The sequence below is a fragment of the Niveispirillum sp. CC-CTL257 genome, from assembly GCF_059489915.1.
On sequence record NZ_JCAJXE010000001.1, the window covers coordinates 3,154,715 to 3,167,376 of the forward strand.

The 12,662-nt window shown below is 64.8% G+C and carries 11 protein-coding genes; 6 read left to right on the forward strand and 5 right to left on the reverse strand.

Features of this window, described 5'->3' with window-relative positions; genetic code table 11:
- Positions 1–16: 16 nt before the first annotated feature.
- Positions 17–919 carry a transcriptional regulator GcvA gene (gcvA, locus tag ABC729_RS14875; RefSeq protein ID WP_495608328.1) on the reverse strand — a complete coding sequence of 301 codons (903 nt, stop codon included), beginning with the start codon at positions 917–919 and terminating at the stop codon, positions 17–19.
- A gap of 317 nt (positions 920–1,236) precedes the next feature.
- Between gcvA and ABC729_RS14880 the strand changes: the two genes are divergently transcribed.
- Positions 1,237–1,992, forward strand: coding sequence for a SapC family protein (locus tag ABC729_RS14880; RefSeq protein WP_495608329.1), 756 nt, complete (start codon positions 1,237–1,239; stop codon positions 1,990–1,992).
- Between the two features lie 214 nt (positions 1,993–2,206).
- The gene (locus ABC729_RS14885; RefSeq protein WP_495608330.1) at positions 2,207–2,623 is read left to right on the forward strand and encodes an HRDC domain-containing protein; all 417 of its coding nucleotides are present in this window, start codon (positions 2,207–2,209) and stop codon (positions 2,621–2,623) included.
- Positions 2,624–2,727: 104 nt separating this feature from the next.
- On the opposite strand, the gene odhB is transcribed toward ABC729_RS14885, so the two are convergent.
- Both odhB and ABC729_RS14895 read right to left on the reverse strand, forming a co-directional pair.
- Positions 2,728–3,945: a 2-oxoglutarate dehydrogenase complex dihydrolipoyllysine-residue succinyltransferase gene (gene odhB, locus ABC729_RS14890; protein ID WP_495608331.1), complete on the reverse strand. Its 1,218-nt coding sequence runs from the start codon at positions 3,943–3,945 to the stop codon at positions 2,728–2,730.
- A 55-nt stretch (positions 3,946–4,000) separates the two neighbouring features.
- Complete coding sequence (locus ABC729_RS14895; RefSeq protein ID WP_495608332.1) at positions 4,001–6,940, reverse strand: 2-oxoglutarate dehydrogenase E1 component; 2,940 nt, start codon at positions 6,938–6,940, stop codon at positions 4,001–4,003.
- Between the two features lie 245 nt (positions 6,941–7,185).
- On the opposite strand from ABC729_RS14895, the gene ABC729_RS14900 reads away from it, so the two are divergent.
- The 4 genes from ABC729_RS14900 to ABC729_RS14915 are packed head-to-tail and all read left to right on the forward strand — an operon-like array spanning position 7,186 to position 10,855.
- A complete protein-coding gene (locus ABC729_RS14900) occupies positions 7,186–7,794 on the forward strand; it encodes a TetR/AcrR family transcriptional regulator (protein WP_495608333.1) in 609 nt (202 codons plus the stop codon).
- A gap of 7 nt (positions 7,795–7,801) precedes the next feature.
- On the forward strand, positions 7,802–8,608 hold the full coding sequence (locus ABC729_RS14905) for a hypothetical protein (RefSeq protein WP_495608334.1): 807 nt from the start codon (positions 7,802–7,804) through the stop codon (positions 8,606–8,608).
- The gene (locus tag ABC729_RS14910) at positions 8,602–9,894 is read left to right on the forward strand and encodes a hypothetical protein (protein ID WP_495608335.1); all 1,293 of its coding nucleotides are present in this window, start codon (positions 8,602–8,604) and stop codon (positions 9,892–9,894) included. The genes ABC729_RS14905 and ABC729_RS14910 overlap by 7 nt, the downstream gene beginning before the upstream one ends.
- 58 nt (positions 9,895–9,952) lie before the next feature.
- Positions 9,953–10,855: a peptidylprolyl isomerase gene (locus ABC729_RS14915; RefSeq protein WP_495608336.1), complete on the forward strand. Its 903-nt coding sequence runs from the start codon at positions 9,953–9,955 to the stop codon at positions 10,853–10,855.
- Positions 10,856–10,941: 86 nt separating this feature from the next.
- Here the strand turns inward: ABC729_RS14915 and ABC729_RS14920 are convergent, their stop codons facing one another.
- Both ABC729_RS14920 and ABC729_RS14925 read right to left on the reverse strand, forming a co-directional pair.
- Complete coding sequence (locus tag ABC729_RS14920; protein WP_495608337.1) at positions 10,942–11,445, reverse strand: DUF2059 domain-containing protein; 504 nt, start codon at positions 11,443–11,445, stop codon at positions 10,942–10,944.
- Between the two features lie 52 nt (positions 11,446–11,497).
- Positions 11,498–12,604 (reverse strand): ABC transporter substrate-binding protein, encoded by a 1,107-nt coding sequence (locus tag ABC729_RS14925; RefSeq protein WP_495608338.1) that lies wholly within the window; start codon positions 12,602–12,604, stop codon positions 11,498–11,500.
- Positions 12,605–12,662 lie beyond the last annotated feature (58 nt).

Genomic DNA, 12,662 nt, shown 5'->3' on the forward strand with positions numbered 1-12,662 from the left:
GCTTTACCCCCTCTCGTCAATCGCCCCTTTGACGCTGAAAGCTCTGCATGGTCGCCGTCACCCATTCCACAAAGGCCTTCACGGGCGGGCGGCGGAAATGCGGGGCGGGGGCGACCAGATGATAGGCGTCATAGATGGCCTTTTGCGGATAGGGTCGCACCAGCCGGCCCGCCGCCACATCGTCGGCGGCCAGGATCGTATCGCCCAAGGCCAGACCCTGCCCCGCCAGAGCCGAGTCGATGGCATTGCCGGCATCATAAAACCGGGTGCCGCGCAGGGGTGCCGTCACGGCGACGCCGACGGATCGGAACCAGGCATGCCAGGGCATGTCCATCTCCTCCAGCAGCAGATCGCCCTCCAGCAGGCGGCTCGGGTCGGCGGGCATTCGGTCGGCCAGATGCGGGGCACAGACGGGGAAGTTCACGACGACCGACAGAAGCTGCGCCTGCAACCCCGGCCAGGGGCCGCTGCCATAGCGGATGCCCAGATCGGCCCCGCCCTTACGGAAATCGGCGGCCACGCGGGTGGCGTCCACCACGACCTCCACCTCCGGGTGGCGGGCGCGAAAATCACCCAGGCGCGGGATCAGCCAGCGCTGGGCAAAGGACGGCTCCACCGACAGGATCAGGCGCGACCGTCCGGCCACGGGCGGGGCCGCGCGCAACAGGCCTGTGGCCCCCTCGATCAGGTCGAAGGCCGCCACGGCGGCATCGCGATAGGCGCGCCCGGCATCGGTCAGTTTCAAGCCCCTGTTATGCCGGGTGAACAGCGTACAGCCCAGCCAAGCCTCCAGATCCTTGATCTGCCGCGACAGCGCGGGGTGGGCCACGTTCAACTCCTCCGCCGCCCGGCTCAGGCTTTCATGGCGGGCCGCCGCCTCGAAGGCGCGCAGCTGGGTCAGGGGGGGCAGGCGGCGCATGGAGTCTTCCGATGTAATCAAAAATTACAGCCACTGTATTTGATTGATATTCGACGTCAAGCAGACCTTCCGCGATGATGGCACCAACGATCCACCCCCGCCTGCCAGGGAGCAGAGACCATGTTACGCCGCGCCTTCACCCCTGAACCCGCCAGTTGGCCTTTCGCCACGCTGTTCAGCCTTCTTTTCTGCCGTTTTTCGCCTGTTTCCCCCTGCCAGCGGCATTGACAGGGGGGGTGGTTTGCGGCAGTTGAGAGGCACCCAAGTGCCGGGCGGACGGCCGCCCAATGCCTGATAGATTGCCGGGACCGATCAAGATGACCGACGTCGCCAACGCCGACGCTGAACAGATGCCGCTTCTGTACAACAACCCCGTCGCCGTGAGCGCGCAGCGCCATGGCGATGTGAAGGTGAAGCGCAACCGCACCTTCCGTTACGCCTCCAAGATCCATGCCGTCCCGGTGCTGGCCGAGGAGATGCCGCAGCTTCAGGCCCATTACCCCCTGGTGTTCGGCCCCGGCCCGTCGGCTGGCGTCATGGCGCTGCTGGGCCTGCGCGCGGGTGAGAACCTGTTCATCCGTGAGGATGGGACCTGGGCCTTCAATGTGCAGATCCCCGCTTATATCGGCCGCTATCCGTTCATCCTGGTCGAAATGCCGGAAGACAAGCGCCTGATCCTGATCATGGAAGAGGATGAGGAGATCCTGGTCCGTGGTGAGGGTTCCGAGGGCGACCTGCCGCTGTTCAAGGATGGCAAAGGCACCAAGGAAGGCGAAGACATCCTGAATTACTGCGTGGCCTTCAACCAGTCGGCCCGCCAGACGCAGCTGTTCTGCGAAGAGGTGGAGAAGCTGGGCCTGCTGGTCGATCAGCGCGCCGAGGTGGTGACCCCCGACGGCAAGCAGCTGTCGCTGTCCGGCTTCCGCATCATCGACGAGCAGAAGTTCAACGAACTGCCGGACGAGACCTTCCTGGAATGGCGCAAGCGCAACTGGATCGGCCTGGTTTATGCGCATTTCGTGTCGCTGGGCCGCTGGCAGAGCCTGATCGACCGCCTGCCCAAGGGCGCCTGATCATCCTGTCAGGATCATGTGTGAAAGGCCCCGGCGGTATCCTCTGCCGGGGCTTTTTTCTGTGCTGCATCGACTGTTTCCGCCGCGTCAATCACTGAAAACCCATACGGAAGAGAGATGCGGGGTTGGCGGCGGCGGGCTATACTGCCTTCATCAAACGTTCCGGCCATGTCCGGGCGCGTCAGGTCCGGGTCAACAGCGGCGGGTGGCCACCATGAATCTTGAACTTCGCACCTTCTCCATCCGGGATGCCGCCACCGAAGAGGATGAGCAGCAGATCGCGGGTTTCCTGCGGACCGTGGAGGTGGAGCGGATCGATACGGCCTATGCCGATGGTGGCTGGCGCGTTCTGGTCCATTACCGCGACCTGCGCCGCCGGGAAGAGCAGGCCCAGATCGAATCGGCCATCCAGGCGGCGCTGAACAGCTGGCGCGGCGATGTCGCCCGTTCGCAGGGCATCAGCCGTGACGAGGTGTTGAGCAACACGTTGCTGGCCGAAGTGGCGCGGTTCGCGCCGACAACAGAGGTGGAACTGTCGGTCATCGCCTCCAGCCTGGGGGAAAGCACCCACAAGCATGGGGCTGCCATCGTCGCGGTTGTCCGCCAGACCATGGAAGAGCTGACGGGGTGAGGGGTTTTCCCGACGCGGATTAGCGAAGGGCAATCCGCAGGCCGACGCGTAAACAAAAAGGCCGCCCAATCGGGCGGCCTTTTCTGTCGGAACCGATGGTCCGGTCAGACATCCAGCAGGATGCGTTCCGGATTCTCGATGCATTCCTTGACCCGCACCAGGAAGGTCACGGCCTCGCGGCCATCAATGATGCGGTGGTCGTAGGACAGCGCCAGATACATCATCGGGCGAACCTCGACCTTGCCGTTCACGACGACGGCGCGATCCATGGTCTTGTGCATGCCCAGGATGCCGGACTGCGGCGTGTTCAGGATGGGCGTGGACATCAGCGAGCCATAGACACCACCGTTGGAGATGGTGAAGGTGCCGCCCGACAGGTCTTCCATCGACAGCTTGCCGTCGCGGGCCTTCTTGCCCAGGTCAGCAATGGTCTTTTCCACACCAGCGAAGGACAGCTTGTCGGCGTCGCGGACCACGGGAACCACCAGACCCTGCGGCGTGCCAACGGCGACACCGATGTCGTAGTAGTTCTTATAGACCAGATCGGTGCCGTCGATCTCGGCATTGACGGCGGGCAGTTCCTTCAGGGCGACCAGGCAGGCCTTCACGAAGAAGGACATGAAGCCCAGCTTCACGCCGTGCTTCTTCTCGAACGCGTCCTTCAGCTGGTTGCGCATGGCGATCACGTTCGTCATGTCCACCTCGTTGAAGGTGGTCAGCATGGCGGCGGTGTTCTGCGCTTCCTTCAGACGCTCGGCAATGCGCTGACGCAGGCGGGTCATGCGGACCCGCTCCTCGCGGTCGGCCTTGGCGCGCGGACCCGAGGGGGCCGGGGCGGCCTTGGGCGCCGGGGCGGCGACGGGGGCCGGTGTGGCCTTTGCCGTCTCGATGGTGGCCAGGACGTCACCCTTGGTCACGCGGCCATCTTTGCCGGTGCCGGCAATGGCGCCAGTATCGACGCCATTATCAGCGGCGATCTTGGCGGCGGCCGGCATCACCGGGGCGGACACCACCGCAGCCGGGGCCGGAGCGGCAGCAGCCACCGGGGCCGGGGCGGCGGCGACCGGAGCCGGGGCAGCACCCGAGCCGGCACCGATGGTGCCCAGCAGCGCGCCGACGGCCACGTTGGCACCCTCAGCGGCCACGATCTCGGCCAGCGTACCGGCGGCCTGGGCGTTGACCTCCAGGGTGACCTTATCGGTTTCCAGCTCCACCAGCGGGTCATCGACATTGATGGCGTCGCCGACCTTCTTCAGCCAGCGCGCAACCGTTGCTTCCGTGACCGATTCGCCCAGCGTGGGCACCTTGATTTCCGTCGCCATGTTCTGTGGCCTTCGTGTTTGGATGGTCTTTGTCGAGGAGAGGGGATACAGCGGATCAGAGCGTCAGCGCTTCGTCCAGAAGCTTCGCCTGCTCCTGGTTATGGCGCTTCAGCATGCCCGTGGCCGGGGCCGCCGAATCCGGACGACCCGCATATTTCGGGCGACCCGCCTTGTGGCCGATGCTGGTCAGCACCTTCTCGATGCGGCGATCAACGAACAGCCAGCCACCCTGATTCTCAGATTCTTCCTGACACCAGACGATATCGGCATTCGGGTACTTGGCCAGTTCCAGGGCCAGCGCATCGCCGGGGAACGGATAAAGCTGTTCCAGGCGGACGATGGCGATGTCCTTGATGCCCCGGTTCTCCCGCTCCTGATACAGGTCGTAATAGACCTTGCCGGAGCAGATGACGACGCGGCGGATCTTGTCATTGGCGACCAGATCGACACCGGTTTCATACAGAACGCGGTGGAAGGTCTGGTCGGCGGAGAACATGTCCAGCGGCGACACGCACAGCTTGTGACGCAGCAGCGACTTCGGCGACATCACGATCAGCGGCTTGCGGAAGTCGCGGCGGATCTGACGGCGAAGCGCGTGGAAGTAATTGGCGGGCGTCGTGATGTTGCAGACCTGCCAGTTATCCTCGGCGGAATTCTGCAAGAACCGCTCCAGACGGGCCGAGCTGTGTTCCGGGCCCTGGCCTTCCATGCCGTGCGGCAGCAGCATGACCAGACCGGACATGCGCAGCCACTTCGATTCGGCGGAGCTGATGAACTGGTCGATGATGACCTGCGCACCGTTCACGAAATCGCCGAACTGCGCTTCCCAGATGGTCAGCGCATGCGGTTCGGTCAGCGAGAAGCCATATTCGAAGCCCAGAACGGCGGCTTCGGACAGCGGGCTGTCATGCACCTCGAAGTTGGCCTGACTGCCCGGACGGATATGGTTCAGGGGAACGAACTTGTTCTCATTGACCTGATCGACCAGCACGCAATGGCGGTGCGAGAAGGTGCCGCGGCCCACATCCTGACCCGACAGACGGACCGGATTGCCTTCGATCAGCAGGGTGCCGAAGGCCAGCGCCTCTGCCGTGGCCCAGTCAATCCCCTCACCGGACAGGATGGCTTCCTGCTTGGCCTTCAGCTGACGCGCAACCTTGGAATTGACATTGAAGTCACCGGGCGTCTTGCACAGCGCCAAGCCCACTTCCTTCAGCACGTCCAGGCCGACGGCGGTGGTGCCACGGGCCACATCGGCCGGGGCCGGTGTCAGGCCCGACCACTTGCCTTCCAGCCAGTCGGCCTTGTTGGGCTTATAGGAGGTGGCGGCCTGGAATTCCTGCTCCATCTGGGCCGTGAATTCGGCGACATAGGCGTCGCCCTCAGCCTGGGTGATCACGCCTTCATTCACCAGCTGCTGCGCATAGAGCGCGCGGGTGGTGGTCTGCTTGGCGATGGTCTTGTACATCAGCGGCTGGGTGAATGCCGGCTCGTCGCCTTCATTATGGCCCTGGCGGCGGTAGCAGACGATATCGACCACGACATCCTTCAGGAACTTCTGACGGAATTCGATGGCGATGCGGCTGACATGGATGACGGCTTCGGGATCGTCGCCATTGACGTGGAAGATCGGGGCCTGGATCGACTTGGCCACTTCCGTCGGATACGGGCCGGAACGGCTGTATTGCGGGGCGGTGGTAAAGCCGATCTGGTTGTTGATGATGAAATGGATGATACCGCCGGTGCGGTAGCCCTTCAGTTCCGACAGCAGCAGCGTTTCCGGCACCAGACCCTGGCCCGCGAAGGCCGCGTCGCCATGCAGCAGCACGCCCAGCACGTTGGAACGGCTTTCGTCCGACGGTGGCACCTGACCGGAGATCTGGCACTGCTTGGCGCGCACGCGGCCACAGACGACCGGGTTCACGACTTCCAGATGCGACGGGTTGGGCGACAGCGACAGGTGGATGGTGTTGCCATCAAAGTCACGGTCGCTGGACGTACCCATATGGTACTTCACATCGCCGGAACCCTGCACATCTTCGGGGTTGGCGGGGTTGCCCTGGAACTCGCTGAAGATGGCCTTGAAGGGCTTGCCCATGACATTGGCCAGCACGTTCAGGCGACCACGATGGGCCATGCCCAGCACGATCTCCTTCAGGCCCATCTGGCCGCCGCGCTTCATCACCTGCTCAATAGCGGGGACCAGCACTTCGCCGCCTTCCAGGCCGAAGCGCTTGGTGCCCGTCCATTTCACCTGACAGAAGCGCTCAAACCCTTCAGCTGCCGTCAGGCGCTGCAGGATGGCCTTCTTGCCATTGACGGTGAAGTCGGTCTGGTTGCGGATGCCCTCAATACGCTCCTGGATCCAGGCCTTCTGCTCCGGGTCCTGGATATGCATGAACTCCACGCCGATGGAGCCACAATAGGTGCGCTGCACCGCATCCACGATCTGGCGCAGGGTGGCGGTTTCCATCCCCAGCACATTGTTGATGAAGATCGGGCGGTCCAGATCGGCCTCGGTGAAGCCGTAATGGCGGTAATCCAGCTCCGCATGCTCGGCCCGCTTGTCCATGCCCAGCGGGTCCAGCTTGGCCAGCAGATGGCCGCGCACGCGGTAGTTCCGGATCAGCATCAGGGCGCGCAGGCTGTCCAGCTGTGCGGCGCGGACCTGTTCGGCGGTGAAGCCCTGTACGATCGGGGCGGCGGCAGCCGGGGTCGGGGCAGCCTTGTCGCCCTTGGCGGCCTTGGCCGGCGGCGGGGCGTCCGGGTCGGCGGCCCCGATCACCTTGGCGGTGGCCTTGGCCCACGACGCGCCGTTCAGTTCGGCCAGGATGGCGTGACCATCATCGCCCATTTCGGCGAAGAAGGACTGCCAGCTGGCATCGACCGAGTTCGGGTCCTGCCGGTAACGGGCGTAAAGTTCCGCGATGAAGGTGCCGTTGGCGCCGAAGAGGAAGGACAGGCGCTCGCTCGGGGCTTGATCGTAGGGGGCCATTTGGGGTTCCGGTCGGAAAGGCCGCGACGTTGGATCGCCGGGGCCGGGTGCAAAGGCTTGATAATCCGCGACGGTTTTACGTCAGTGCATCGGTGTCATCAACATGCAGGTCTGCTGTGGCAGCCTTTTGCCGTGAGCACGGGTAGCATGACCAGCCGGACAAAGGTCGATTGAAAACAGGACATTCGTGCTAAAGATAGTGTGAGCGCGTGCCAAATCCAGGGAAAGTCAGGGAAAAATCGCCCATGAGCCGTCAGCCCCGTGCCGAACTTGCCAAAGCCGTCCTGCATGAGGCGCGCAAGCTGGTTGCCGATCACGGGCTCTCCGCCCTGACCGCGCGCACCCTGGCACAGGCTGTGGGTTGCTCGGTTGGCACTTTGTACAACCTGTACCCCAATCTGGACACGGTCCGCCTGCATCTGAATGCAGAACTGCTGGACCGTTTGCAGGTGGTGATGGCGGCGGCGGACGAGGGGATACCCGGCGACGCGGCGGTGGAGACACGGCTGCTGGCGCTGGCGAAGGCCTATCTCAGCTTCGCGCGCTCCAACCTGAACCTGTTTCAGACCCTGATCGACAATCGCCCGCCGGTCCTGACCGAGCCGCTGCCCGACTGGCTGCTGGAACGGATCGTCCGCCTGCGCCGGGGGATCGAGATGGCCGTGGCCCCCCTGATCCCCAACGCCAGCCCCGACCGGTTGGAACGCGCCGCCGCCACCACCTGGGCCGCCGTCAACGGTCTGGTGGAGGGTATCGTGTCCGGCAATCTGGCCCCGGTCAGCAGTGCTGACCCCGAACTGATGATGGCCGAACTGGTGGAAACGCTGGCGGCGGGGCTGCGCGTGAGGGGGTGAGGGGGCGATGGTCCGTCTTATCAGCCTGTTGACGGTCCTTCTGCTGACCGGAACGGTGACGGCGGAACAGATTACTGTGCGTGAGCAGCGGCAAGTGACCGTGGCAAGCATGTCGGAAAGATGGCGACTGGCTTGGCATGGCCCGGTTCGCCCTGCTTGCGGGCCAGAGGACGTGGCGCTTGCCATCACAAATCCCTGCGCTGGCATCGCCTATGGGGAGCAAGGCAGGCTTTTCCTGGAACGGGTCAAGCCGGATGGCACGATCTTCGACCGGTTAGACTTATCGCCGACCTTCGACGACAGTGAGTTCGGCGACCGCGATTACGGCAATGCCGTTCTTCAGCGGTGGCCGATGCAGCTAGATGACATGAAGTACGAAGGTGCCGCGAAGGAAAACTACGCCACCTTCGTCGCGGCGGTGAGGGCACGCCCCGTCGTGACGGTCATGAAACTCGCGGACTATGATCGCGATGGAGTCGCCCTGGAGTTCCTGTTCCAGGCCGAGGTGGCAGCCGGGGGCAAGCGTTACTATGCGGCAGCCGGTCTTGATCCCATTGACAACCGCCTACGTCTGTTGCGTTCCAGCGGTCGCCCGGATCGTCCGCTGTTGCTGAACCAGGCGGCGTGGCAGGCACTGGCGGAAAGCGGCGCACCAACCGAAATCGCCATGTGGGCTTGCGACGATCATGGTTCAGAGGTGGCGCTTACCTATTTTCTCTCGGCCAGCGACGGGCGGATTTCGGTCAAGATGCGGGAATATGTTTGTCAATCCAGCGGTACAGCTGAATCGCCACCGAAGGAGCAGGAATGGTGACCCAGGCCCGCTGCACGACCCGTCCTTTGTTCGCCGCCCTGCTGTCATTGTTCTTGGTGATTCCGACCGTCCGGGCGGATGCCACATCGAATAATACCGGCGCTGCCTCCGCCCTTCTGGAAAGTCGGCTGTGCGGGTCATTGACGGTGGCCATCGATGCGGTACCCGGCAAGGGGCCGGCGTTTCTGCGCAGCTTCGACCATCCGTCAGGCGCGGGGGCACCGGCGGAGGATGCGCTGAAGAATGCGGCCTTCACCTATGACAATGCCCTAGCCGCCATCGCCCTGGTCGCCTGTGGGCGTGCGACAAAGGCGCGGCGCATCGGCGATGCGCTGCTGTCGGCGGTGGAGAATGACCGGGCGGGGCCGCAGGGCCGGCTGCGCACCACCTATCGCGCCGGGCCGCAGCAGGAATTTCCCATCCCGCCCAATGGCTGGTGGAACCCAAAGGCCGGACGGTGGGAGGAAGATGCCTATCAGGTGGGGACCGCCACCGGCAATGTCGCCTGGGCCGGGCTGGCGCTGCTGACCCTGGCCGATGCGCTGAATGAACCGAAATATCGGGCGGGTGCGGCTAAACTGGGTGCCTGGGCCCTGGCCCATACGCGCGATGCGAAGGGACCGGGCGGCTTCACCGGCGGGGTGCATGGCGATGGGGTTGGCACACAGGCCCTGACCTGGAAGTCGGTGGAGCATAATACCGATCTTGTCGCCCTGTTCGGCTGGCTGGAGCGGGCGGGCGTGCCCGGCGGCGACTGGGCGGCGGGCAAGGCGGCGGCGCTGGGCTTTCTGAACGCGATGTGGCGAGCGGATGCGGGCTATTTCCCCACCGGGACCCTGCCCGATGGCATCACCGTCAATGACGGCAATTCCGGCCTGGACGCGCTGCTCTGGCCGCTGCTGTTGCCCGAGTCGCCGCGCGACTGGGGCCGGGCGCTGGACCGCGCGGATCAGGTGCATGGCGTGGCCGGCGGTTATGATTTCAATGGCGACCGCGACGGCGTCTGGGTGGAGGGCACGGCACAGGCGGCCCTGTCCTGGGCGTCCGTGGGTGAGCGGGAGCGGGCGGAAAAGCTGCTGGCCGGTCTGGTGGGTGACATCAGCCCCGGCGGCTATCTCTGGGCCACGCGTGGCGACAAGGTTTCCACCGGTTTCGCTATTGGACCCGACAGCAAGGGGGCGGACTTCTTCTACTACCGACAGCCGCATCTGGGGGCCACTTCCTGGGCGGTGCTGGCGGCGCGAGGTTGGAATCCGTTTACGGGAAAGGTTGCCAGCGCCCCTTGATGGGGCCCGGGGCTTCTGGGATGCTGCCGCCCCCGGCAATCCATAAAGAAGAAGCCCCATGCGCCTGACCCTGCTTGCCACCGCCGCCCTTCTGGCCCTTTCCGTGCCTGCCGCAGCCCAGGACGCGCCCAAGCGCGCCACCCCGGCAGAGGTGCTGGCGGCGTCGCCCGCCGGTGACTGGCGTAAGCCGGTACCGGAGAACACCTTCTATATGGACCTGCCCGGCGGGCGTGTGGTGATTGAGCTGGCCCCCGCCTTCGCCCCGGTGCATGTGGAAAATATGCGCAAGCTGGCGCGGGAAAACTGGTACGAGGGGACGTTCATCGTCCGCGTGCAGGACAACTACGTCACCCAATGGGGCATGCCAGACGAAACGCCCAAGCCCATGAAGACGGCCCTGGATAAGCTGGCACCCGAATTCACCATTAAGGACGGGGCCAGGACCCTGCCCTTTGCCAAGCTGCCGGACCCCGATGCCTATGCGCCGGAGGTCGGCATTTCCGACATCTTCCCCGCCGCCCGCGATCCCAAGACGGGGGAGGCCTGGATGACCCATTGTTATGGCATTGTCGGCGTCGGGCGCGGGATGCCGCTGGATAGCGGCAGCGGGGCGGAGCTTTACACCGTTATCGGCCATTCACCGCGACCGCTGGACAAGGTCATAACCCTGGTGGGCCGCGTCCTGAAGGGCATGGAGCTGCTCACCGCCCTGCCGCGTGGCACGGGCACGCTGGGCTTTTATGAAAAGGTCGAACAGCGCGTGCCCATCAGTGCGGTACGTCTGGCCGCCGATGTGCCGGAGGCGGAGCGGGAAAAGATCGAGGTCCTGTCGGGCCAGAGCGAGACCTACACGAAATGGCGCGACGCTCGCCGTTTCCGCCAGGATGATTTCTTCATCCGGGCGTCCGGCCATATCGATGTCTGCAACGCCATGCCGCCGGTGCGGGCCGTGAAGGGGTAAGGGCTCTATCAGTCCCCCTCAGGTGCCGGGCGGCGGCATCCGCCGGCCTCCAAGCTGCCGAAGGTCAGGCCTTCGACAGCTTGGCATTACAGCCGCTTCGGCAGTGTCAGGCCGCGTTCGCGCGCGGCACTGGCGAAACTGTCCCAGGCCTTGTCGGACACACCCTCCGCCCAGGCCTGACCCAGGGCCATGCTCTGCTGGATGATGGTGGGGGACATCGCCACCAGCTTGCGGCCCACGGGCGATTTATAGAACCCGATCATCTGATCCAGCTCTGCCGCCGTGAAATGGGCGGCATACAGACCGGTGATGCCCCGTGACAGTTCCGGCAGGGCGGCGCGCGCCTTGGGCAGGAAATGATCGCGCACCAGGGCCGTCACTTCTGCTTCCCGCCCTGGATTCTCATGGGCCAGCAGTTCCTCTGCCTGGCGCGTCACACTGACCAAGGCCTGATCGGCCAGGCCGGCGGCCCCGGCCAGTTCCATCAGGGTACGGGCCTTCTCCATGCGGGCCGCATCCTCCCCCTTGGCGACGACTCCAGCCGGGGTCAGCAGGGCAAACAGCAGCAGAGCAAGCAACAGGACACGCACGGTAGGGCACCTTTGGCGGCGGGTTTCTGAGTCCAAGCCTACCTGCCTGTGGTCAAACCGTCAGCACCGATCCGACGCGCAGGTCATAGCGTCCCCGGTGCTGCCGCAGCCGGTTGAAATCGATACGGGTCCAGCCATCTCCCCCGAAACGTGCCAGATAGGGATCGACCTTATCGCGAGCCAAGGGGGCAAGGGCGAGATACTGCTCCGCCCCGCCGGCGCTGGCGAAATCCAGCCCTTCCGCATGGTCACGCAGCCAGGCCAGCGCCCAAGCACCCAACAAAAAATGCCCACCCATGGACAGGACCAGCCGACCCGCCGCCACCTCATGCAGGGCGTCTTCCTGCCAGTTCAGACCAATGATGGACAGGTCCTGTCCCGGCACCCGCCCCATGGCGATGGCAGCATCCATGGCACCCAAGGCCATATCATCATTGGCGCACCAGATGCCCTGGGTCTGTGGCTGACGGCGCAGCAGGGACAGGGTGCGGTCGCGCGCCTCCTCCCGGCTCCAGTTCACGGCAACCTGATCCAGCAGTTGGGCATGACCATCCGCCGCCAGGGCCTGATGCAGCCCATCCAGCCTTTCCTGTGCCGCCGGCGTCGCGGTAATGCCGCTCAATGCCAGCAAGGGCACCGGTCCTGTTCCGCCCACCCGGCGGCGGCAATCGGCCAGCAGGGCCCGCGCCATGACGGCTCCTGCCCCGGCATTGTCGGCCAGCAGACTGCCCAGGAACAGGGGGCTGCGTTCACGGGGCCGGCCCAGCAAGGCGACATCGTCCGCCGCCAACCCGCTGAAGGCCAGAAGGACCGGCACTCCTGCCGCCTCTGCCGCCTGCATCAGCGGGACGGCGGTGCGATGTTCATTGACGATGATCATATAGTCCGGCTTCTGCGCCAGAATCTCTTGCCCCAGGGACAGGATACGCTGCCGGTCACGCTCCGCGAAGCCGGTCAGCACCTCGATCTGGAAAGGTTTGGCGGCGGCCCGCATGGCCCTGTCCGACATCTGCCAGAACCGGTCGCTGGCCCGACCGGGATTGACGAAGCCGACCCGCAGGTGGGGCATACCGTGATGCGCGCGCGCCGGCAGCGCCAGCCCCGACAGGGCGGCGGCAAGCAACAGACGTCGTGACGGATGGGTGGTCACGGAGGTCATGGGTTCACGGTCGGGGTGCAGGACAGGACAGAACTATAGCTTATCTGGTGCCACCGCA